Annotated in this window: 19 protein-coding genes; 16 read left to right on the top strand and 3 right to left on the bottom strand. The window is 59.2% G+C overall.

Annotation, left to right across the window (positions count from 1 at the left end; translation table 11 throughout):
• Nucleotides 1-30 precede the first annotated feature (30 nt).
• From nuoG to nuoN, 8 genes are all read left to right on the top strand, one after another.
• Nucleotides 31-2,754 carry an NADH-quinone oxidoreductase subunit NuoG gene (gene nuoG / locus L463_RS03730; RefSeq protein ID WP_032102731.1) on the top strand — a complete coding sequence of 908 codons (2,724 nt, stop codon included), beginning with the start codon at nt 31-33 and terminating at the stop codon, nt 2,752-2,754.
• A complete protein-coding gene (gene nuoH / locus L463_RS03735) occupies nt 2,751-3,728 on the top strand; it encodes an NADH-quinone oxidoreductase subunit NuoH (protein ID WP_003861490.1) in 978 nt (325 codons plus the stop codon). The genes nuoG and nuoH overlap by 4 nt, the downstream gene beginning before the upstream one ends.
• 14 nt (nt 3,729-3,742) lie before the next feature.
• Nucleotides 3,743-4,285, top strand: coding sequence for an NADH-quinone oxidoreductase subunit NuoI (nuoI, locus tag L463_RS03740; RefSeq protein ID WP_003861491.1), 543 nt, complete (start codon nt 3,743-3,745; stop codon nt 4,283-4,285).
• Nucleotides 4,286-4,295: 10 nt separating this feature from the next.
• Nucleotides 4,296-4,850: an NADH-quinone oxidoreductase subunit J gene (gene nuoJ, locus L463_RS03745; protein WP_003861493.1), complete on the top strand. Its 555-nt coding sequence runs from the start codon at nt 4,296-4,298 to the stop codon at nt 4,848-4,850.
• Nucleotides 4,847-5,149, top strand: coding sequence for an NADH-quinone oxidoreductase subunit NuoK (gene nuoK / locus L463_RS03750; protein WP_003861496.1), 303 nt, complete (start codon nt 4,847-4,849; stop codon nt 5,147-5,149). The genes nuoJ and nuoK overlap by 4 nt, the downstream gene beginning before the upstream one ends.
• The gene (gene nuoL / locus L463_RS03755) at nt 5,146-6,987 is read left to right on the top strand and encodes an NADH-quinone oxidoreductase subunit L (RefSeq protein ID WP_003861497.1); all 1,842 of its coding nucleotides are present in this window, start codon (nt 5,146-5,148) and stop codon (nt 6,985-6,987) included. Before nuoK ends, nuoL begins: the two co-directional genes overlap by 4 nt.
• A gap of 170 nt (nt 6,988-7,157) precedes the next feature.
• Nucleotides 7,158-8,687 (top strand): NADH-quinone oxidoreductase subunit M, encoded by a 1,530-nt coding sequence (gene nuoM, locus L463_RS03760; RefSeq protein ID WP_003861498.1) that lies wholly within the window; start codon nt 7,158-7,160, stop codon nt 8,685-8,687.
• A 6-nt stretch (nt 8,688-8,693) separates the two neighbouring features.
• Nucleotides 8,694-10,151: an NADH-quinone oxidoreductase subunit NuoN gene (gene nuoN, locus L463_RS03765; protein WP_015572273.1), complete on the top strand. Its 1,458-nt coding sequence runs from the start codon at nt 8,694-8,696 to the stop codon at nt 10,149-10,151.
• 164 nt (nt 10,152-10,315) lie between these two features.
• Here nuoN and L463_RS03770 read toward each other — a convergent pair whose 3' ends face one another.
• Both L463_RS03770 and rbn read right to left on the bottom strand, forming a co-directional pair.
• On the bottom strand, nt 10,316-11,320 hold the full coding sequence (locus tag L463_RS03770) for a chemotaxis protein (RefSeq protein WP_023295085.1): 1,005 nt from the start codon (nt 11,318-11,320) through the stop codon (nt 10,316-10,318).
• 64 nt (nt 11,321-11,384) lie between these two features.
• Entirely contained in the window at nt 11,385-12,302 is a 918-nt protein-coding gene (gene rbn / locus L463_RS03775) for a ribonuclease BN (protein ID WP_015572275.1), read from the bottom strand.
• 71 nt (nt 12,303-12,373) lie between these two features.
• Between rbn and L463_RS03780 the strand changes: the two genes are divergently transcribed.
• The 8 genes from L463_RS03780 (at nt 12,374) to menE (ending at nt 20,285) form a co-directional block, all read left to right on the top strand.
• Nucleotides 12,374-12,838 carry a GNAT family N-acetyltransferase gene (locus L463_RS03780; protein WP_017383427.1) on the top strand — a complete coding sequence of 155 codons (465 nt, stop codon included), beginning with the start codon at nt 12,374-12,376 and terminating at the stop codon, nt 12,836-12,838.
• A gap of 50 nt (nt 12,839-12,888) precedes the next feature.
• Nucleotides 12,889-13,194, top strand: a complete 306-nt coding sequence (gene elaB, locus L463_RS03785; protein ID WP_017693006.1) for a stress response protein ElaB — start codon at nt 12,889-12,891, stop codon at nt 13,192-13,194.
• Nucleotides 13,195-13,280: 86 nt separating this feature from the next.
• Nucleotides 13,281-14,576 (top strand): isochorismate synthase MenF, encoded by a 1,296-nt coding sequence (gene menF / locus L463_RS03790; protein WP_032102729.1) that lies wholly within the window; start codon nt 13,281-13,283, stop codon nt 14,574-14,576.
• An 88-nt stretch (nt 14,577-14,664) separates the two neighbouring features.
• Nucleotides 14,665-16,335, top strand: coding sequence for a 2-succinyl-5-enolpyruvyl-6-hydroxy-3-cyclohexene-1-carboxylic-acid synthase (menD, locus tag L463_RS03795; RefSeq protein ID WP_023304148.1), 1,671 nt, complete (start codon nt 14,665-14,667; stop codon nt 16,333-16,335).
• A complete protein-coding gene (menH, locus tag L463_RS03800) occupies nt 16,332-17,108 on the top strand; it encodes a 2-succinyl-6-hydroxy-2,4-cyclohexadiene-1-carboxylate synthase (protein ID WP_023304147.1) in 777 nt (258 codons plus the stop codon). Before menD ends, menH begins: the two co-directional genes overlap by 4 nt.
• The gene (gene menB / locus L463_RS03805) at nt 17,105-17,962 is read left to right on the top strand and encodes a 1,4-dihydroxy-2-naphthoyl-CoA synthase (RefSeq protein WP_003859452.1); all 858 of its coding nucleotides are present in this window, start codon (nt 17,105-17,107) and stop codon (nt 17,960-17,962) included. The genes menH and menB overlap by 4 nt, the downstream gene beginning before the upstream one ends.
• Complete coding sequence (gene menC, locus L463_RS03810) at nt 17,962-18,927, top strand: o-succinylbenzoate synthase (RefSeq protein ID WP_032102727.1); 966 nt, start codon at nt 17,962-17,964, stop codon at nt 18,925-18,927. Before menB ends, menC begins: the two co-directional genes overlap by 1 nt.
• Complete coding sequence (gene menE / locus L463_RS03815; RefSeq protein ID WP_032102726.1) at nt 18,924-20,285, top strand: o-succinylbenzoate--CoA ligase; 1,362 nt, start codon at nt 18,924-18,926, stop codon at nt 20,283-20,285. The genes menC and menE overlap by 4 nt, the downstream gene beginning before the upstream one ends.
• Here the strand turns inward: menE and L463_RS03820 are convergent, their stop codons facing one another.
• Nucleotides 20,286-21,800, bottom strand: a complete 1,515-nt coding sequence (locus L463_RS03820; RefSeq protein WP_006811365.1) for a tripartite tricarboxylate transporter permease — start codon at nt 21,798-21,800, stop codon at nt 20,286-20,288.
• Nucleotides 21,801-21,809: the final 9 nt, after the last annotated feature.

Here is a 21,809-nt window from a genome sequence, read left to right as displayed (position 1 = left end):
GTTTCGGCCGAGCCAACTGGAAGCATGCTAATGGCTACGATTCATGTAGACGGCAAAGAATACGAAGTCAACGGGGCGGACAACCTGCTGGAAGCTTGTCTGTCTCTTGGCCTCGATATTCCGTACTTTTGCTGGCATCCGGCGCTGGGCAGCGTCGGTGCTTGCCGCCAGTGTGCGGTGAAGCAATATCAAAACGCGGAAGACACGCGTGGTCGCCTGGTGATGTCCTGTATGACGCCAGCCGCCGAAGGCACTTTTATTTCGATTGATGACGAAGAAGCCAAACAGTTCCGTGAAAGCGTGGTGGAGTGGTTGATGACCAACCACCCGCACGACTGTCCGGTGTGTGAGGAGGGCGGTAACTGCCACCTTCAGGATATGACCGTCATGACCGGTCACAGCTTCCGTCGCTATCGCTTTACCAAGCGTACCCACCGTAACCAGGATCTGGGGCCGTTCATCTCTCACGAAATGAACCGCTGCATCGCCTGCTACCGCTGCGTGCGTTACTACAAAGATTATGCAGACGGTCAGGATCTGGGCGTATATGGCGCGCATGACAACGTCTACTTCGGTCGTCCGGAAGACGGTACGCTGGAAAGCGAATTCTCCGGTAACCTGGTAGAAATCTGTCCGACCGGCGTATTTACGGATAAAACCCACTCTGAACGTTACAACCGTAAATGGGACATGCAGTTTGCGCCAAGCATCTGCCAGCAGTGCTCCCTCGGCTGTAACACCAGCCCGGGTGAACGTTACGGCGAACTGCGTCGTATCGAAAACCGTTACAACGGTACCGTTAACCACTACTTCCTCTGCGACCGCGGTCGTTTCGGCTATGGCTATGTGAACCTGAAAGACCGTCCGCGTCAGCCGGTTCAGCGCCGTGGCGACGACTTCATTACCCTCAACGCCGAGCAGGCGATGCAGGGCGCGGCAGATATTCTGCGTCAGTCGAAGAAAGTGATCGGCATCGGCTCCCCGCGCGCCAGCATCGAAAGCAACTTCGCGCTGCGCGAGCTGGTTGGGGCGGAAAACTTCTATACCGGTATCGCCCAGGGCGAGCAGGAACGTCTCCAGCTGGTGCTGAAAGTGCTGCGTGAAGGCGGCATTCATACGCCTGCGCTGCGCGAAATCGAATCCTATGATGCGGTTCTGGTGCTCGGTGAAGACCTGACGCAGACTGGCGCACGCGCGGCTCTGGCGGTTCGTCAGGCGGTGAAAGGCAAAGCACGTGAAATGGCAGCGGCGCAGAAAGTGGCTGACTGGCAGATTGCGGCCATCCTTAACATCGGCCAGCGCGCGAAGCATCCTCTGTTTGTGACTAACGTTGACAACACCCGTCTGGACGATATCGCCGCGTGGACCTACTGCGCGCCGGTTGAAGATCAGGCGCGCCTCGGCTTTGCCATTGCCCACGCGCTGGACAGCAACTCGCCGGCCGTTGAACTGGATCGCGACCTGCAAAACAAGGTCGACGTGATTGTTCAGGCACTGGCGGGGGCGAAGAAACCGCTGATTATTTCCGGTACCAACGCCGGTAGCGCTGAAATCATTCAGGCCGCAGCGAACGTTGCCAAAGCCCTGAAGGGCCGTGGCGCTGACGTCGGTGTGACTATGATTGCCCGTGCGGTGAACAGCATCGGTCTGGGTATGATTGGCGGCGGCTCGCTGGAAGACGCGTTAAGCGAACTGGAATCCGGTGCCGCTGACGCCGTTGTGGTGCTGGAAAACGACCTGCATCGCCATGCTTCTGCCGCTCGCGTTGACGCCGCGCTCTCCAGAGCGCCGCTGGTGATGGTTATCGACCATCAGCGCACCGCGATCATGGACAAAGCGCACCTCGTGCTCTCTGCGGCAAGCTTCGCAGAAAGCGACGGGACGGTGATCAACAACGAAGGCCGCGCCCAGCGTTTCTTCCAGGTTTATGACCCGGCCTACTACGACAGCAACACCGTGATGCTGGAAAGCTGGCGCTGGCTGCACTCTCTGCACAGCACCGTGCAGAGCCGTGAAGTGGACTGGACGCAGCTCGACCACGTTATCGACGCGGTTGTTGAGAAACTGCCTCAGCTGGCGGGCATTAAAGACGCCGCGCCTGACGCAAGCTTCCGCATTCGCGGCCAGAAACTGGCGCGTGAGCCGCACCGCTACAGCGGTCGTACCGCGATGCGCGCCAACATCAGCGTGCACGAACCGCGTCAGCCGCAGGACAAAGACACCATGTTTGCCTTCTCGATGGAAGGGAACAACCAGCCGTCTGCGCCGCGTTCGCAAATCCCGTTTGCATGGGCACCGGGCTGGAACTCCCCGCAGGCATGGAACAAGTTCCAGGCTGAAGTGGGCGGTCACCTGCGCCACGGCGATCCGGGCGTGCGTCTGATTGAAGCCTCCGAAACCGGTCTGGACTTCTTCACCACCGTTCCGGCGAGCTTCCAGGCGCAGGAAGGTCACTGGCGTATTGCACCGTACTACCATCTGTTCGGTAGCGACGAAATGTCCCAGCGTTCTCCGGTATTCCAGCAGCGTATGCCGCAGCCGTACATCAAGCTCAACCCGGCGGATGCCGCGAAGCTTGGCGTTAACGCGGGTGCGAACATTGCCTTTAGCTACGACGGCCAGACAATCAGCCTGCCGCTGATTATTTCTGAACGCCTGTCAGCAGGGCAGGTGGGTCTGCCGATGGGTATGCCTGGCATCGCGCCGGTCCTGGCGGGTGCGCATCTTGATAACCTTCAGGAGGCAAAAGCATGAGTTGGTTAACGCCGGATCTTATCGACATCCTGCTGAGCATTCTGAAAGCGGTTGTGATTCTGCTGGTGGTCGTCACCTGCGGCGCGTTCATGAGCTTTGGTGAACGTCGTTTGCTCGGTCTGTTCCAGAACCGTTACGGACCGAACCGCGTGGGCTGGGGTGGTTCACTCCAGCTGGTCGCGGACATGATCAAGATGTTCTTTAAAGAGGACTGGGTTCCGCGCTTCTCGGACCGCGTGATCTTTACGCTGGCGCCGATGATCGCCTTCACCTCGCTGCTGCTGGCGTTTGCTATCGTTCCGGTCAGCCCGACCTGGGTGGTGGCTGACCTGAACATCGGCATTCTGTTCTTCCTGATGATGGCAGGCCTCGCGGTTTACGCGGTGCTGTTCGCAGGCTGGTCCAGTAACAACAAATACTCGCTGCTGGGTGCGATGCGTGCTTCCGCGCAGACGCTGAGCTACGAAGTGTTCCTGGGTCTCTCTCTGATGGGCGTGGTGGCGCAGGCCGGTTCATTTAACATGACCGACATCGTCAACAACCAGGCCGACATCTGGAACGTTATCCCGCAGTTCTTTGGGTTTATTACCTTTGCCATCGCGGGCGTGGCGGTGTGTCACCGTCACCCGTTTGACCAGCCAGAAGCCGAACAGGAACTGGCCGACGGTTACCACATTGAATATTCCGGTATGAAGTTCGGTCTGTTCTTTGTGGGCGAGTACATCGGTATCGTCACCATTTCCGCGTTGATGGTAACGCTGTTCTTTGGTGGCTGGCATGGCCCGTTCTTACCGCCGTTCATCTGGTTCGCGCTGAAAACCGCGTTCTTCATGATGATGTTCATTTTGATTCGCGCAGCGTTACCGCGTCCGCGTTATGACCAGGTAATGTCCTTCGGCTGGAAAGTGTGCCTGCCGCTGACGCTCGTCAACTTGTTGGTAACGGCGGCTGTCATTCTCTGGCAGCAGCCATAAGGGGCTTTGAGATCATGACCTTAAAAGAATTATTGGTAGGTTTCGGCACTCAGGTACGCAGTATCTGGATGATCGGCCTGCATGCGTTTGCCAAACGCGAAACCCGGATGTACCCGGAAGAGCCGGTATATCTGCCGCCGCGCTACCGTGGACGTATCGTGCTGACGCGCGACCCGGACGGTTCCGAGCGTTGCGTTGCCTGTAACCTGTGTGCGGTAGCGTGTCCGGTGGGCTGTATCTCTCTGCAAAAAGCAGAGACGGTAGACGGCCGCTGGTACCCTGAGTTCTTCCGCATCAACTTCTCACGCTGCATTTTCTGCGGTCTGTGTGAAGAAGCGTGCCCAACCACGGCGATTCAGCTGACTCCAGACTTCGAGCTGGGTGAGTACAAGCGTCAGGATCTGGTGTACGAGAAAGAGGATCTGCTGATTTCCGGTCCGGGCAAATACCCGGAATATAACTTCTACCGGATGGCGGGTATGGCAATCGACGGCAAAGATAAAGGCGAAGCAGAGAACGAAGCTAAGCCTATCGACGTCAAGAGCCTGTTACCGTAAGGAGAGGGCAATGGAATTCGCTTTTTATATCTGTGGCCTTATCGCCATCCTGGCTACGCTGCGAGTGATCACGCACACCAATCCGGTGCATGCGCTGCTGTATTTAATCATTTCGCTGCTGGCTATTTCCGGGGTGTTCTTTGCGCTGGGCGCGCACTTCGCTGGTGCGCTGGAAATCATCGTCTACGCCGGGGCCATCATGGTGCTGTTTGTGTTCGTGGTGATGATGCTGAACCTGGGCGGCTCTGAAATTGAGCAGGAACGTCAGTGGTTAAAACCGCAGGTGTGGATTGGCCCGGCGATTCTGTCGGCCATCATGCTGGCGGTGATTGTTTACGCCATTCTGGGCGTCAACGACCAGGGTATCGACGGGACGCCAATCAGCGCGAAAGCCGTGGGTATCACCCTGTTTGGTCCGTACGTTCTGGCGGTTGAGCTGGCCTCAATGCTGCTGCTGGCGGGTCTGGTTGTGGCCTTCCACGTTGGCCGCGAAGAGCGTGTCGGCGAGGTGCTGAGCAACCGCACTGACGACCGCGCGAAAAGAAAAACGGAGGAACGCGCATGATCCCCTTAACACATGGACTGATCCTCGCTGCGATTTTATTCGTTCTGGGCTTAACCGGTCTGGTTATCCGCCGCAATCTGCTGTTTATGCTGATCGGTCTGGAAATCATGATCAACGCTTCCGCGCTGGCCTTTGTGGTCGCCGGTAGCTACTGGGGCCAGACCGATGGTCAGGTGATGTACATTCTCGCCATCAGCCTCGCGGCTGCTGAAGCGAGTATTGGCCTGGCGCTGTTGCTACAGCTCCATCGTCGCCGCCAGAACCTGAACATCGATTCAGTAAGTGAGTTGCGTGGATGAACATGCTTGCCTTAACCATTATTTTTCCGCTGATTGGCTTCGTGCTGCTGGCGTTTTCTCGCGGCCGCTGGTCTGAGAATCTGTCTGCCACCGTGGGCATTGGCTCTATCGGCCTGGCTGCGCTGGTCACAGCGTATGCGGGTATCGACTTCTTTAACAATGGACGTCAGGCCTACAGCGTACCGCTGTGGAACTGGATGTCGGTCGGTAACTTCAACATCGGTTTCAACCTGGTGCTGGATGGTCTGTCTCTGACCATGCTCTCCGTGGTCACCGGCGTCGGCTTCCTGATCCACATGTTCGCCTCCTGGTACATGCGCGGTGAAGAGGGATACTCCCGCTTCTTCGCCTACACCAACCTGTTTATCGCCAGCATGGTGGTTCTGGTGCTGGCCGATAACCTGCTGCTGATGTATCTGGGCTGGGAAGGCGTGGGTCTGTGTTCTTACCTGCTGATCGGTTTCTACTACACCGATCCGAAGAATGGCGCAGCGGCCATGAAAGCGTTCGTCGTGACCCGTGTGGGTGACGTGTTCCTCGCTTTCGCGCTGTTCATTCTCTACAACGAACTGGGCACGCTGAACTTCCGCGAAATGGTGGAACTGGCGCCGGCGCACTTCGAAGCAGGCAACAACATGCTGTGGTGGGCAACGCTGATGCTGCTGGGTGGCGCTGTGGGTAAATCCGCGCAGCTGCCGTTGCAGACATGGCTGGCCGACGCGATGGCGGGTCCAACCCCTGTCTCCGCGTTGATCCACGCCGCGACCATGGTCACCGCCGGTGTCTACCTGATTGCGCGTACCCATGGCCTGTTCCTGATGACCCCGGAAATTCTGCATCTGGTGGGTATTGTCGGTGCGGTTACGCTGGTGCTGGCAGGCTTTGCCGCGCTGGTGCAGACCGACATCAAGCGCGTGCTCGCGTACTCCACCATGAGCCAGATTGGTTACATGTTCCTGGCGCTGGGCGTTCAGGCGTGGGACGCGGCCATTTTCCACCTGATGACGCACGCGTTCTTTAAAGCGCTGCTGTTCCTCTCATCCGGTTCGGTGATTCTGGCCTGCCACCACGAGCAGAACATCTTCAAGATGGGCGGACTGCGTAAGTCTATCCCGCTGGTGTATGTCTGCTTCCTGGTAGGCGGCGCGGCGCTGGCGGCACTGCCGCTGATCACCGCGGGCTTCTTCAGTAAGGACGAAATCCTGGCGGGCGCCATGGCGAATGGTCATATCAATCTGATGGTTGCGGGTCTGGTCGGTGCGTTTATGACCTCCCTGTACACCTTCCGTATGATTTTCATCGTCTTCCACGGTAAAGAACAAATTCACGCTCACGCAGGGAAGGGGATTACCCACCACCTGCCGCTGATTGTGCTGCTGGTCCTGTCCACCTTCGTTGGCGCGATGATTGTGCCACCGTTGCAGGGCGTACTGCCGGCGACAACCGAGCTTGAGCACGGTCGCGTTCTGACGCTTGAAATCACCTCCGGCGTAGTGGCTATCGCGGGCATCCTGATTGCCGCATGGCTGTGGCTGGGCAAACGCACGCTGGTGACTGCCGTTGCCAACAGCGCGCCGGGCCGTCTGCTGGGCACCTGGTGGTACAACGCATGGGGCTTCGACTGGCTGTACGACATGATCTTCGTGAAGCCGTTCCTGGGCATTGCATGGCTGCTGAAGCGCGATCCACTGAACAGCCTGATGAATATCCCGGCGATCCTCTCTCGCTTTGCAGGTAAAGGCCTGCTGTTCAGCGAGAACGGTTATCTGCGCTGGTATGTGGCGTCCATGAGCATCGGTGCAGTTGTCGTACTGGCGCTGCTGATGGTGTTGCGTTGATTTTGAGTTAGCGGGGATTGTCGGGTGGCGCTAGCGCTTACCCGACCTACGGACCGTAGGCCCGGTAAGCGAAGCACCACCGGGCAAAAGGCCCCGTACTCAAACGTGAATTTTGTCGAATTCGTTGAAAATCGGTCCCTGAGGGACTTTAACAAGGAATAAAAATCGCCATGTTACTACCCTGGCTAATATTAATTCCCTTCATCGGCGGCTTCCTGTGCTGGCAGACCGAACGCTTTGGCGTGAAGATGCCGCGCTGGATCGCGCTGATCACCATGGGATTGACGCTCGCGCTTGGTCTGCAACTCTGGTTGCAGGGTGGCTACTCACTGACCCAGTCCGCGGGCCTTCCGCAGTGGCAGTCTGAGTTCATTCTGCCGTGGATCCCACGTTTCGGTATTACGATCCACCTCGCGATTGACGGTCTGTCGCTGCTGATGGTGGTGCTGACCGGTCTGCTCGGCGTTCTGGCGGTACTCTGCTCCTGGCGAGAAATCGAAAAATACCAGGGCTTCTTCCACCTGAACCTGATGTGGATCCTGGGCGGCGTGATCGGCGTGTTCCTGGCCATCGACATGTTCCTGTTCTTCTTCTTCTGGGAGATGATGCTGGTGCCGATGTACTTCCTGATCGCGCTGTGGGGCCACAAGGCATCCGACGGTAAAACGCGTATCACGGCGGCCACCAAGTTCTTCATCTACACCCAGGCGAGTGGTCTGGTGATGCTGATTGCCATCCTGGCGCTGGTATTCGTGCATTACAATGCGACCGGCGTCTGGACCTTCAACTACGAAGATCTGCTGAAGACCCCGATGTCCCACGGCGTGGAATACCTGCTGATGCTCGGCTTCTTCATCGCCTTCGCGGTGAAAATGCCGGTCGTACCGCTGCACGGCTGGCTGCCGGACGCGCACTCTCAGGCGCCAACGGCGGGTTCCGTTGACCTGGCGGGTATCTTGCTGAAAACGGCGGCCTACGGTCTGCTGCGTTTCTCCCTGCCGCTGTTCCCGAACGCCTCCGCAGAGTTCGCGCCGATTGCCATGTGGCTTGGCGTGATCGGTATCTTCTACGGTGCGTGGATGGCCTTCACGCAGTACGACATCAAACGTCTGATTGCTTACACCTCCGTTTCCCACATGGGCTTCGTGCTGATTGCCATCTACACCGGCAGCCAGCTGGCGTACCAGGGCGCGGTGATCCAGATGATTGCGCACGGCCTGTCCGCTGCCGGTCTCTTCATCCTGTGCGGTCAACTGTATGAACGTCTGCATACCCGCGACATGCGTATGATGGGCGGTCTGTGGGGCAAAATGAAATGGCTGCCAGCGCTCTCCATGTTCTTCGCGGTGGCGACTCTGGGTATGCCGGGTACCGGTAACTTCGTCGGCGAGTTTATGATCCTGTTCGGCAGCTTCAACGTGGTACCGACGATCACCGTCATCTCCACCTTTGGTCTGGTATTTGCCTCCGTGTACTCGCTGGCGATGCTGCACCGCGCTTACTTCGGTAAAGCGAAGAGTGAAATTGCTGCACAAGAACTGCCGGGGATGTCGCTGCGTGAGCTGTTCATCATCCTGCTGCTGGTCGTACTGCTGGTGCTGTTGGGCTTCTATCCGCAGCCGATTCTGGATACCTCGCACTCCGCGATGGGTAACATCCAGCAGTGGTTTGTTAATTCTGCTTCTACTACAAGGCCGTAATTCGCCATGACAATAACTCCACAACAACTGATCGCGCTGCTACCGCTGCTGATCGTCGGATTGACGGTGGTGGTTGTGATGCTCTCCATTGCGTGGCGACGCAATCACTTCCTGAATGCGACCCTGTCCGTTCTGGGTCTGAACGCTGCGTTAGTTTCCCTCTGGTTTGTTGGCCAGGCGGGAGCGATGGACGTCACGCCGCTGATGCGCGTTGACGGTTACGCCATGCTCTACACCGGTCTGGTGCTGCTGGCGAGCCTGGCAACCTGTACCTTTGCGTACCCGTGGCTCGAAGGTTACAACGACAACAAAGAAGAGTTTTACCTGCTGGTACTGATTGCCGCACTGGGCGGTATTCTGCTGGCGAACGCGAACCACCTGGCCGCGCTGTTCCTCGGTATTGAGCTGATCTCACTCCCGCTGTTCGGCCTGATTGGTTACGCTTTCCGCCAGAAGCGCTCTCTGGAAGCGGCAATCAAGTACACGATCCTGTCTGCTGCCGCGTCGTCGTTCCTGCTGTTTGGTATCGCGCTGCTGTACGCACAGACGGGTAATCTCTCCTTCATGGCGCTCGGTAAGAGCCTTGGCGACGGCATGATGCATGAGCCGCTGCTGCTGGCGGGTCTGGGCATGATGATTGTTGGCCTTGGCTTTAAACTCTCACTGGTTCCGTTCCACCTGTGGACGCCAGACGTATACCAGGGTGCCCCTGCACCAGTCTCGACCTTCCTGGCGACGGCGAGCAAAATCGCTATCTTCGGTGTGGTCATGCGTCTGTTCCTGTACGCCCCGGTGGGTGACAGCGAAGCGGTCCGCGTGGTGCTGGGCATTATCGCGTTCGTGTCCATCATCTTCGGTAACCTGATGGCGCTGAGCCAGACCAACATCAAGCGTCTGCTGGGCTACTCCTCTATCTCCCATCTGGGTTACCTGCTGGTGGCGCTGATTGCGCTGCAAAGCGGTGAGATGTCGATGGAAACTGTGGGCGTCTATCTGGCCGGTTACCTGTTTAGCAGCCTCGGCGCGTTCGGCGTGGTGAGCCTGATGTCCAGCCCGTACCGTGGCCCGGATGCGGATTCCCTGTTCTCCTACCGTGGTCTGTTCTGGCACCGTCCGATTCTGTCTGCGGTAATGACCGTGATGATGCTCTCTCTGGCGGGTATCCCGATGACGCTGGGCTTTATCGGTAAGTTCTACGTGCTGGCCGTCGGTGTGCAGGCGGGTCTGTGGTGGCTGACGGCGGGTGTCGTTATCGGCTCCGCGATTGGTCTCTACTACTACCTGCGCGTAGCGGTGAGCCTGTACCTGAGCGCGCCTCAGCAGCTCAACCGCGATGCGCCGTCTAACTGGCAGTACAGCGCGGGGGGCATTGTGGTGCTCATCTCCGCGCTGCTGGTGCTGATCTTCGGTATCTATCCGCAGCCGCTGATTGATATCGTGCAGCGCGCGATGCCGCTGATGTAAAAACAAAAAACCCGCCTCGGCGGGTTTTTTATTGTTTTCTCCCTCTCCCCGTGGGAGAGGGCCGGGGTGAGGGCACCAGCCCGCACAGAGTAAAACATGCCCAGCGGCGCTACGCTTGCAGGGCCTACGGGTCCTGTAGGTCGGGTAAGCGTAGCGCCACCCGACTAAGCCAGCTGCTTGCGGCTAATCAACGGCCCTTCAATCTTCTTCATCGAGCGGTCCAGCACCTCTTCAATCACCGACGACAGCTCATTCAGCTCAAACTTCGCCACGTAGCCGTCGGCCTTCACCTTGCGAATATGATCTTCGTTCGCGTTGCCGGAAAGAGACGAGTGGATCACCACCGGAATATCTTTCAGTACCGGGTCGGATTTGATTTTGCGCGTCAGCGTAAATCCGTCCATCTCCGGCATTTCGAGGTCGGTTAATACCAGGGCAATCTTTTCGGTAACGGGAACGCCCTCGGCCTGTGCCTGCGCAGCCAGCTGAGTGATTTTCTCCCACGCGTCTTTGCCGGTGATATGCAGCTGGGCCGGGATCTCCATCGCCTGCAATCCCTTCTCCAGCATTGAGCGCGCTACTTTTGAATCTTCTGCAACAATCGCGACAGAGCCAGGCTTGATGTTGAATTTGGTGGTTTCCAGATGGGTGGCGTGCAGATCGTGGTTCGCCGGGGTGATGTCGTACAGGATCTGCTCCACGTCCAGCACCATCGCCAGATCGTTGGTATCGGTCTTCTCGTCCAGACAGGCAATGCTGGTGATGTAGCGACCGCTGACGGCGGTTTCCGCGGCGTGCACCTGCTTCCAGTCCAGACGCATGATGTTTTCCACCGATTCTACGGCAAACGCCTGCACGCTGCGGGCATATTCGGTGATCAGCAGGATGTTCAGCCCGGTGGCTGGTTTGCAGCCGGCGACGGCGGCCAGATCGATCACCGGGATCACCTGGTCGCGAATGTTCACCATCCCCATCAGCGGAGACTTCATTCCCGCCGGTTTGGTGAAGGTCGGCATCGGCACAATTTCGCGCAATTTGAATACGTTGATGCCGAACAGCTCGGATTTATTTTCGTTCAGAGAGGTGCCAAGACGGAACAGCAACAGTTCAAAACGGTTGGACAGGGTCAGGTTTGCCCTGTCATCAATATCTTTCTGGAAATTATCCATTCTACCCTCAAGAGAAATGCTGGCCTTTTAATCGTTATCGGCACGCTGAGGGAAAAATGAAGGACTAAACGCTGACCTGAGCAAAATCTTCCGCCAGCTCGCATGCCGGAAATACTTCCCGGCACTCTGCCAGCAGGCTTTCAGCGCCGCGGACGTCATAGCGTGAGCTGACGTGAGTAACAATCAGTTTCCGGACGCCAGCCTCACGTGCCAGCTGCGCCGCCTGACGCGTAGAGCTGTGCCCCCGGCTGTTGGCTTTTTCTTCCATCGCCGCTTCCAGCGTCGCCTCATGCACCATCACATCTACACCTCTGGCAAGCCTGAGCGCCGAAGGGCAGGGGGCGGTATCCCCAAAAATAGCCAGTTTTTTGCCCGGCTGCGGTGGGGCGAGGTAATCCTGACCGTTGATGACGCGCCCGTCTTCCAGCGTGACGGTCTCGCCGTGCTTCAGACGCTGGAACAGCGGGCCTGGTTTCACCCCATCGGCCTGCAACGCGGCGGCGTTCAGCGCCCCGGGCTTGTCATGCTCCTCAACGCGATAGCCGTAGCATTCCACCGGATGGTTAAGCGGGTAAGCGCGCACCAGGTAATCTCCGTCATCGAACACCAGACCCTCGCCGATCTCTAACACCTCCAGCGGATAATCGGTCCACGAGCCGCTCAGGCGCAGCGTGGTTTCAACGAATTCCTGAATACCCGCGGGGCCATAAATGGTCAGCGGGTTAGCGTTACCGGCCATCGAACGGCTGCACAGCAGGCCCGGCAGGCCAAACAGATGGTCGCCGTGCAGATGGGTGATAAATATTTTATCCACTTTCCCCGGGTGGTATGAGGTATGCAGCAGCTGATGTTGCGTACCCTCGCCGCAGTCAAACAGCCACAGCCCACCGCGGGTAGGATGCTTAAGATCCAGCAGAATCGCCGTCACGTTTCGTGAGCGGGTTGGCACCCCGGCGGACGTACCCAGAAAAATCAGTTCCATAACGCAATCAGCCCTTTGCCGAATGGGAATGGGTTTAGTATAACGTGATGAACACCAGGAAGGAGAAACACATGATCCAGTGGCAAGATCTACACCACAGCGAACTGACCGTGCATTCACTCTACGCCCTGCTCAAGCTGCGCTGCGAAGTCTTTGTGGTTGAACAAACCTGCCCGTATCAGGATATCGACGGCGATGACCTGGTCGGCGAGAACCGGCACATCCTTGGCTGGCGCGATAACGAGCTGGTGGCGTATGCGAGGATTCTGAAAAGCGAAGAGGATTTTGACCCTGTCGTCATTGGCCGCGTCATTATCAGCGGCCGCGCGCGCGGTGAAAAGCTGGGCTATCAGCTGATGGAAAAAACGCTGGACGCATGCCAGAAACAGTGGCCGGACAAGGCGTTATACTTGGGCGCGCAGGCGCATTTGCAATCATTCTATGGCCATTTTGGTTTTACCCCGGTCACGGACATTTACGACGAAGACGGCATCCCACACATCGGCATGGCGCGCGAAGCGAAACAGGCGCAATAGCAATACGTTGTCTATAGTTACCGGACTGGTGTACTAACATGGAGAAAAATATGTCATTTCAATCCTGGGATACCCGAGTCGACGACGACCTGACGCTGCTAAGCGAAACGCTGGAAGAAGTGCTGCGTTCTTCCGGCGATCCTGCCGATCAGAAGTACATTGAGCTCAAAGCCCGCGCCGAGCAGGCGCTGCATGACGTGAAAAACCGCGTCAGTAACGCCTCCGACAATTACTACTACCGCGCCAAACAGGCGGTTTATCGTGCCGACGATTATGTGCATGAAAAACCGTGGCAGGGCATTGGGGTCGGTGCGGCCGTAGGGCTGGTGCTGGGTCTGCTGTTAGCCCGTCGTTAAGCCGGTAAACCACTCCCTACACGTGGGTACTGCTATTTATCGTCAGTACCCCGTATAATATAAGGCTTTAACAGGGAGAGGTTCGCGTGCACTCGATTTTCCTCGCGCTGCAAAGCCTGCGCACTCAGCTTGCGCAAGCATTGCCAGCTACACCCGGTTTACGCCATTTCGATGTCTCTTTCCCGTTAAACGACGCCTTCGATCCGCTGGCCTGGCTCGGTGTGCAGCGATGCTATCCTCAGTTTTACTGGCAACAGCGCAGCGGTGATGAAGAACTTGCCGCGCTCGGAAGCCTCGCCCATTTCGATTCTCTGGCCTCGGCCTCGCGGTTTTTGCACACCCACGACGTAGCCAATGACACCCGTATCTGCGGCCTGAACGCCTTCAACCCGGCGCAGGGCAAGCTGTTTTTACCGCGCCTTCTCTGGCGACGGTCTGGCGGGGTCGCCACGCTGCGTCTGCAACTGTGGAGCGAAACGTCGCTGCGGGAAGATGTCCGTGAGGCGCTGAATTTTGTCGATAACCTGTGCGACGCCGCGCCGATCCGCCCGTTGTCCGTGCAGATTGTGCAGGAAACCCATCATCCGGAAAAACCGGAATGGCTGGCGTTGATTCGTCAGGCGACGGATACCCTTGCTCGCGGCGATTTTGAGAAAGTGGTCCTCGCACGTGCTACAGACGTGCATTGCCAGCAGCCCGTGAACGCCATCGCGCTGATGGCTGCCAGCCGCGCGCTAAACCTCAACTGCTATCATTTTTGTATGGTCTTTGACGCCAGCAACGCGTTCCTCGGCTCGACGCCTGAACGCCTGTGGCGGCGACGCGGCACGCTGCTGCGCACTGAAGCGCTGGCAGGCACCGTCGCCAGCCATTCTGACGATAAGCAGGCCCAGCGTCTGGGCGACTGGCTGATGAATGACGACAAAAATCAGCGGGAAAATATGCTGGTGGTGGAAGATATCTGCCAGCGTCTTCAGCACCATACCCGGACGCTGGAGATCCTGCCTGCGCAGGTGCTGCGTCTGCGCAAGGTGCAGCATTTACGTCGCTGTATCTGGACCGAACTTAAACAGCCTGACGACGAGCAGTGCCTGCATATTCTGCAACCGACGGCGGCGGTGGCCGGGCTGCCGCGACAGGCGGCGCGAGAATTTATTGCGAAAGTGGAGCCGTTTGACCGGGAGTGGTACGCCGGGTCGGCGGGCTATTTATCGCGCGATCAAAGCGAATTCTGTGTGGCATTACGCTCCGCCCGCGTTCACGACGCTGCGCTGCGTCTTTATGCGGGGGCGGGCATCGTCAGCGGCTCCGATCCGGAGCAGGAGTGGCAGGAGATCGAAAACAAGGCCGCCGGGCTGCGTTCCCTTCTCCTAAGGGATTAATACTGATTCGTGCAATCCCGATTCATATCAAAATTCTGACTTTTTCTATTATTTATACTGTGTCGCATTCTTGATACTGGACAATCTCATGTCAGTAAGTTCTTTTAACCGACGCTGGGCGGCGGTGATCCTTGAAGCCCTGACCCGTCATGGTGTCAGGCATGTGTGTATTGCCCCGGGCTCTCGCTCCACGCCGCTCACCCTTGCTGCCGCGGAAAACCGGGCTTTTATTCACCACACCCATTTTGATGAGCGGGGTCTGGGCCATCTGGCGCTCGGGCTGGCGAAAGTCAGCAAAGCGCCCGTGGCGGTGATAGTCACCTCCGGCACGGCGGTGGCGAACCTGTATCCGGCGCTGATAGAAGCGGGATTAACCGGCGAAAAGCTGATTTTACTCACTGCCGACCGTCCCCCGGAACTTATTGACTGCGGTGCTAATCAGGCGATTCGTCAGCCTGGCATTTTTGCCTCGCATCCTTCACAGACGGTCTCGTTGCCGCGCCCCACCCAGGATATTCCCGCCAGCTGGCTGGTCTCAACCCTCGACCACGCCATGAACGCACTGCGCAGCGGCGGGCTGCACATTAACTGCCCGTTTGCCGAGCCGCTGTACGGTGAAATGAACGATACTGGCCTCGTCTGGCAACAGCAGCTGGGAGACTGGTGGGAGAGCGAAAAACCCTGGCTGCGCGAGCAGACGCATCTGGAAAGCGCAAAACAGCGCGACTGGTTCTTCTGGCGCCAGAAGCGCGGCGTGGTGATTGCCGGGCGGATGAGTGCGGCGGAAGGCAAGCTGGCGGCGGAGTGGGCACAAACGCTTGGCTGGCCGCTGATTGGTGACGTGCTTTCCCAGACGGGCCAGCCGCTGCCCTGCGCCGACCTCTGGCTGGGTAACGCGAAAGCGGTTACCGAACTGGCGCAGGCGCAGATTGTCGTCCAGCTGGGATCGAGCCTGACGGGGAAGCGTCTGCTCCAGTGGCAGGCCACCTGTACCCCAGAAGAGTACTGGCTGGTGGATCCGCTCGAAGGACGCCTTGACCCGGCGCACCATCGCGGCCGCCGCCTGGTGAGCAACATTGACAGCTGGCTGGAATTGCATCCGGCGGAAAAACGCAAACCCTGGGCGGTGGAGATCCCGGCGCTGTCACGTCAGGCGTGGGAACTCACCAAAGCGCAGTGCGAGGCGTTCAGTGAAGCCGGGCTGGCGCACCGTATCCGCAAATATCTTCCCGAGCAGGGACAACTTTTTGTCGGTAACAGCCTGGTGGTGCGCCTGATTGACGCCTTTTCGCAGCTGCCGGCGGGTTATCCGGTGTACAGCAACCGGGGCGCGAGCGGCATTGACGGCCTGATCTCCACCGCCGCTGGCGTACAGCGGGCCAGCGCGAAATCCACGCTGGCGATTGTGGGGGATCTCTCAGCCCTCTACGATCTCAACGCGCTGGCGCTCCTGCGTCGGGCGTCGGCCCCGTTCGTGCTGATTGTTGTGAACAATAACGGCGGGCAGATTTTCTCGTTGCTGCCGACGCCGCAAAGCGAGCGTGAGCGCTTCTATCTGATGCCGCAAAACGTGCAGTTCGAACACGCCGCCGCCATGTTCAGCCTGAAGTACCATCGCCCGGAAAACTGGGACGCGCTGGAGACGGCGCTGAACACCGCCTGGCGGCAGCCTGGCGCGACGCTGATTGAGCTGGTGGTAAACGATGCTGACGGCGCGCAGAAGCTGCAACATCTGCTTGCGCAGGTGAGTCACCTGTGATCCTCGCAGGCTTCTCCCAGCCAGGAAAACCAGGCTACCCCTGGCTGGTTTTCCTGCACGGTTTTTCCGGCGACTGTCGCGAGTGGCAGGCTGTCGGGGCGTCGCTGCATGACTACCCCCGGCTCTACCTTGACCTGCCCGGGCACGGTGGTTCAGCGGATACGGGCGTGACGGGGTTTGCAGAGGTAAGTGAATTGCTCTCGCATACCCTTGTTAGTTACAACATACTAAGATACTGGCTCGTGGGGTACTCCCTCGGCGGCCGCATTGCGATGTTCCATGCCTGCCAGCATCCTGCGGGGTTAGACGGGGTGATTGTGGAAGGTGGACACCCGGGCCTGCAAGACGCCGATGCGCGCCAGGCGCGGCTGATCGCTGACCGCCGCTGGGCGTCACGCTTTCGCAGTGAGCCGCTGGAGGCCGTCTTTGCCGACTGGTATCAACAGCCGGTCTTTGCCTCCCTTACGGATGATCAGCGCAGGGCGCTGATCGCGCTGCGCTGCCGGAACAACGGCCCGAGGCTGGCAGAGATGCTGGAAGCCACCTCGCTTGCCGTTCAGCCTGATTTACGTCCCGCGCTCACCGCGCGTGATTTTTCTTTTGACTATCTCTATGGCGAACGTGACGGGAAGTTTGCAGCCATCGCCGCTGAACTTAACGTCACGCGTCATGCTATCCCTCACGCCGGACACAACGCTCACCGGGACACCCCGGAAGCTGTTGCCGCGAGTCTGGCTCAGATACTGCGTTATCGAACAAAGGACACGCTATGATCTATCCTGATGAACACATGCTTTACGCGCCGGTTGAATGGCAGGACTGCTCCGAAGGCTACACCGACATTCGTTACCACAAATCCGCCGATGGTATCGCCAAAATCACCATCAACCGTCCACAGGTGCGCAACGCATTTCGTCCGCTGACCGTAAAAGAGATGATCCAGGCGCTGGCGGATGCCCGCTACGACGACACTATCGGCGTCATCATCCTCACCGGGGAAGGGGAGAAAGCCTTCTGCTCCGGCGGCGATCAGAAAGTCCGCGGTGACTACGGCGGATACCAGGATGATGCGGGCACGCACCACCTGAACGTGCTGGATTTCCAGCGCCAGATCCGCACCTGTCCAAAACCGGTGGTCGCGATGGTGGCAGGGTATTCCATCGGCGGCGGTCACGTGCTGCACATGATGTGTGACCTGACGATCGCGGCGGAAAATGCCATTTTCGGTCAGACTGGCCCGAAAGTCGGCTCTTTCGACGGCGGCTGGGGCGCGTCCTATATGGCGCGCATTGTCGGTCAGAAAAAAGCCCGCGAAATCTGGTTCCTGTGCCGTCAGTACAACGCCCAGGAAGCGCTGGATATGGGGCTGGTTAACACCGTGGTGCCGATCGCCGATCTGGAAAAAGAGACCGTGCGCTGGTGTCGCGAAATGCTGCAAAACAGCCCAATGGCGCTGCGCTGCCTGAAAGCGGCCCTCAACGCCGACTGTGACGGTCAGGCGGGCCTTCAGGAGCTGGCAGGTAACGCCACCATGCTGTTCTATATGACCGAAGAGGGTCAGGAAGGGCGCAACGCGTTCAACGAAAAACGCCAGCCGGACTTCAGCAAATACAAACGGAACCCGTAATGCGTTGCGCGCAGGTTTACCGCTGGCAGATACCGATGGACGCGGGCGTGGTGCTGCGTGAACGGCGGTTAAAAACCCGTGACGGCTTTTTCGTGCATCTCCGGCAGGGCGAGCGGGAAGGGTGGGGCGAAATCGCCCCGCTTCCGGGCTTTAGCCTGGAAACGCCGGACGAGGCGCAGGCTGCGCTGATGGCCTGGACGTACGAATGGCGTGAGGGAGCAGTTCCGGCGCTGCCGGACGTTCCTTCCGCCGCGTTCGGCATCAGCTGTGCGCTGGCAGAGCTGGACGGCAGTTTACCGGACGCGGCGAACTATTGCGCCGCGCCGCTCTGTACCGGCGATCCGGATGAACTTTTCGCGCTCCTTTCCGCGATGCCTGGCGAGAAGGTGGCGAAAATAAAGGTTGGCCTGTACGAAGCAGTGCGCGACGGAATGGTGGTTAACCTGTTACTGGAAGCCATTCCCGATCTACACCTGCGCCTGGACGCCAACCGCGCCTGGACGCCGCTCAGGGCGCAACAGTTTGCGAAGTACGTCAACCCGGCGTACCGCAGCCGCATCGCGTTTCTCGAAGAGCCGTGCAAAACGCGCGACGACTCGCGCGCCTTTGCCCGGGAAACCGGCATTGCCATTGCCTGGGATGAGAGCCTGCGCGAAGCCGATTTCGCGTTTGCCGCCGAGCCGGGCGTCAGGGCCGTGGTGATTAAGCCAACGCTGACCGGCAGCCTCGACAAGGTGCGCGAGCAGGTTGCGGCGGCCCATGCCGCAGGGCTGACGGCGGTGATCAGTTCATCCATCGAATCCAGCCTCGGCCTGACGCAGCTGGCGCGCATCGCTGCATGGTTAACGCCGGACACCGTTCCCGGTCTCGATACGCTAAACCTGATGCAGGCCCAGCTGATTCGTCAGTGGCCTGGCAGCACCTTGCCGTGCCTCGACGTCGGGGCGCTGGAGCCATTGCGATGAGTTTTACCGACTGGCCGTGGCGGCACTGGCGCACCCGGAGTGCCAATAAACCCGCGCTGCGTTTAGACGATATAACGCTCAGCTGGTCTCAGCTGGGCGAGCGTATCGATCGTCTCGCAGCCGGTTTTCAGTCTCAGGGCGTTACGGACGGTGATGGCGTCATGCTGCTCGCCCACAACCACCCGCAGACCCTGCTGGCCTGGCTGGCGCTGCTTCAGTGCGGCGCCCGCATTTTGCCGGTGAACCCTCAGCTTCCCCGTCCGCTGCTGGACGTCCTCCTGCCGCAGATGACCCTGCGCTTTGCGCTGGTGCTTAACGGTGAGTATGACGGTCTGCCCGGTCTGGTATTAAGAGAGGGCGAGGGGCAGGGCGGCGTCACGTGGCGGGTAGAACGGCTGGCCTCAATGACGCTCACCTCTGGCTCCACCGGCTTGCCGAAAGCGGCGGTGCACACCTGTGCCGCCCACCTTGCCAGCGCAAAAGGGGTGCTGGCGCTGATGCCTTACGGCGATAGCGACGACTGGCTGCTCTCTCTGCCGCTGTTTCACGTCTCCGGTCAGGGGATTTTGTGGCGCTGGTTGCAGGGCGGAGGCCGTCTCACCGTGCGTGAAAAACAGCCGCTGGAACAGGCGCTACAGGGCTGTACCCACGCCTCGCTGGTGCCAACGCAGCTGTGGCGGCTGCTTAATTCACACCATCCCGTCGCGCTGAAAGCCGTGCTGCTCGGCGGGGCGGAAATCCCCGTTGCGCTGACCGAACAGGCGCGCGAGCAGGGGATCCGTACGTTCTGCGGCTACGGTCTGACCGAGTTCGCCTCCACCGTCTGCGCCAAAGAGGCCGACGGCGCGCCGGACGTGGGCAGCGCGCTGCCGGGCAGAGACGTTCAGGTGGTGAACGGTGAAGTCTGGATCCGGGCGGAAAGCATGGCGGCGGGCTACTGGCGAGACGGCGCATTATTGCCGCTGGTCAATGAGCAGGGCTGGTTCGCCACCCGCGATCGCGGCGAGTGGCATGACGGACGCCTGACCATTCTGGGCCGAATGGACAATCTCTTTTTCAGCGGCGGAGAAGGGATCCAGCCCGAAGCGCTGGAGCGCGTTATCGCCACGCATCCGCAGGTAAGCCAGGCGTTTGTCGTTCCGCTGGATGATGCCGAGTATGGGCAACGTCCGGTGGCGGTAGTGGAATGCGAGCCGGGCACGGATATCACGCTGCTGCCGGAGTGGGTTCAGGGCAGGCTGGCGCGCTTTGAGCAGCCGGTACACTGGCTGGCGCTGCCGTCAGAACTGAAAAATGGCGGGATTAAAATCTCCCGCCAGGCGTTAAAGCAGTGGGTCAATGCCCTGTTGAGGGGCTAATCAGCCGATATCCGGCTGCGGTTTGTGCTGGCGTCGGCGGACCCAGCGCAGCACCGGCGGCACGACAATCACCATAATCGCCATTGCCAGCAGGATCTTCGTCACGCTGCTCTCCCACAGGATCCCCATGTTGCCATTGCTGATGGAGAGGGCGCGGCGCAGGTTCTGCTCCAGCATTTCCCCCAGCACAAACCCTAAAATCAGCGGCGACATCGGGAAGTGCATCTTGCGCAGAATGTAGCCCAGCACGCCGAGCAGCACCATCAACACCAGGTCGAAGGTGGTGCTGTGCACCGCGTACACCCCAACCGCAGAGACGGCGGCGATGGCCGGGACCAGGAACCACAGGGGAATGGTCAGCATGCGGGTGAACAGGCCGATCAGCGGGATGTTCATTACCAGCAACATCACGTTGGCGATCAGCAGGGCGGCAATTAAACCCCAGACGATATCGGGCTGCTCGGTAAACATCGCCGGACCCGGGGTGATGTTATAGAGCGTCAGCGCGCCCATCATTACCGCCGTGGTGCCGGAGCCCGGCACGCCGAGGGTCAGCATCGGGATAAACGAGCCGCAGGCCGAGGCGTTATTCGCCGCCTCCGGCGCCGCCACGCCGCGGATATCGCCTTTGCCGAAGCTGTCGCTGTTACCGCTCAGCTTTTTCTCGGTCATGTAGGTGATGGCGCTGGCGATAGTAGCCCCCGCGCCGGGCAGAATGCCGACGAAGAAACCGATCACCGACGAACGCAGGGTGGCGCCAATACACTGCGCCCCCTCTTTGGCATTAAAGAGCATACGTCCGGTTTTACGCACCAGCGTCTGCCCGCTGCTGGTATGCTCCAGCATCAGTAAGATTTCTGAGACAGAGAACAGACCAATCACCACGACGATAAACTGCACGCCGTCGGAGAGATGAACGCTGTCGAAGGTAAAACGATAAACCCCGGTGTTGGCATCCACGCCGACGGTCGCCAGACTGAGGCCAATCAACGCAGACAAAAACGACTTCAGCGGATTCTGCGCCATCATGCTGCCGAGACAGGCGATGGCGAACACCATCAGGGCAAAATACTCGGCCGGACCAAACGCCAGCGACCACTGGGCCAGCGCCGGGGCGAAGAGGATGATGCCGCCAATGGCGATCATGGAGCCAAAGAACGAGCTGACGGCAGAAATAGAGAGCGCCACGCCGCCGCGCCCCTGCTGCGCCATCGGGTAGCCATCCAGCGCGGTCATAATGGCGGCGGCATCGCCGGGCACGTTAAGCAGAATCGAGGAAATACGCCCCCCGTATTCGCAGCCGATATAGACCGTCGCCAGCAGGATCAGCGCCGATTCCGCAGGCAGGTGCAGCGCAAAGGCCAGCGGCAGTAAAATCGCCACGCCGTTGATAGGGCCAAGGCCCGGCAGCAGGCCGACGATGGTCCCGACGAAACAGCCGATCAGGGCGATCACCAGGTTTTCCGGGGTCATCGCTACCGCGAACCCCTGAGAGAGATAGATCCAGGTATCCATAGCGTGCTC

The organism is Enterobacter sp. BIDMC 27 (assembly GCF_000534415.1).
GTDB classification, from domain to species: Bacteria; Pseudomonadota; Gammaproteobacteria; order Enterobacterales; family Enterobacteriaceae; genus Enterobacter; species Enterobacter hormaechei_C.
The sequence above is the reverse complement of the archived record's forward strand: the minus strand, read 5'-3'. Positions and strand labels throughout refer to the sequence as shown.

Bases quoted from the DNA above. Each gene is read 5' to 3' on its own strand.
- nuoJ (WP_003861493.1), top strand. From the start codon at position 4,296: ATGGAATTCGCTTTTTATATCTGTGGCCTTATCGCCATCCTGGCTACG.
- menB (WP_003859452.1), top strand. From the start codon at position 17,105: ATGATCTATCCTGATGAACACATGCTTTACGCGCCGGTTGAATGGCAG.
- menC (WP_032102727.1), top strand. From the start codon at position 17,962: ATGCGTTGCGCGCAGGTTTACCGCTGGCAGATACCGATGGACGCGGGC.
- L463_RS03820 (WP_006811365.1), bottom strand. From the start codon at position 21,800: ATGGATACCTGGATCTATCTCTCTCAGGGGTTCGCGGTAGCGATGACC.
- nuoI (WP_003861491.1), top strand. From the start codon at position 3,743: ATGACCTTAAAAGAATTATTGGTAGGTTTCGGCACTCAGGTACGCAGT.
- menD (WP_023304148.1), top strand. From the start codon at position 14,665: ATGTCAGTAAGTTCTTTTAACCGACGCTGGGCGGCGGTGATCCTTGAA.
- elaB (WP_017693006.1), top strand. From the start codon at position 12,889: ATGTCATTTCAATCCTGGGATACCCGAGTCGACGACGACCTGACGCTG.
- L463_RS03780 (WP_017383427.1), top strand. From the start codon at position 12,374: ATGATCCAGTGGCAAGATCTACACCACAGCGAACTGACCGTGCATTCA.
- nuoM (WP_003861498.1), top strand. From the start codon at position 7,158: ATGTTACTACCCTGGCTAATATTAATTCCCTTCATCGGCGGCTTCCTG.
- nuoG (WP_032102731.1), top strand. From the start codon at position 31: ATGGCTACGATTCATGTAGACGGCAAAGAATACGAAGTCAACGGGGCG.
- nuoK (WP_003861496.1), top strand. From the start codon at position 4,847: ATGATCCCCTTAACACATGGACTGATCCTCGCTGCGATTTTATTCGTT.
- nuoH (WP_003861490.1), top strand. From the start codon at position 2,751: ATGAGTTGGTTAACGCCGGATCTTATCGACATCCTGCTGAGCATTCTG.
- nuoN (WP_015572273.1), top strand. From the start codon at position 8,694: ATGACAATAACTCCACAACAACTGATCGCGCTGCTACCGCTGCTGATC.
- L463_RS03770 (WP_023295085.1), bottom strand. From the start codon at position 11,320: ATGGATAATTTCCAGAAAGATATTGATGACAGGGCAAACCTGACCCTG.
- menE (WP_032102726.1), top strand. From the start codon at position 18,924: ATGAGTTTTACCGACTGGCCGTGGCGGCACTGGCGCACCCGGAGTGCC.
- rbn (WP_015572275.1), bottom strand. From the start codon at position 12,302: ATGGAACTGATTTTTCTGGGTACGTCCGCCGGGGTGCCAACCCGCTCA.
- nuoL (WP_003861497.1), top strand. From the start codon at position 5,146: ATGAACATGCTTGCCTTAACCATTATTTTTCCGCTGATTGGCTTCGTG.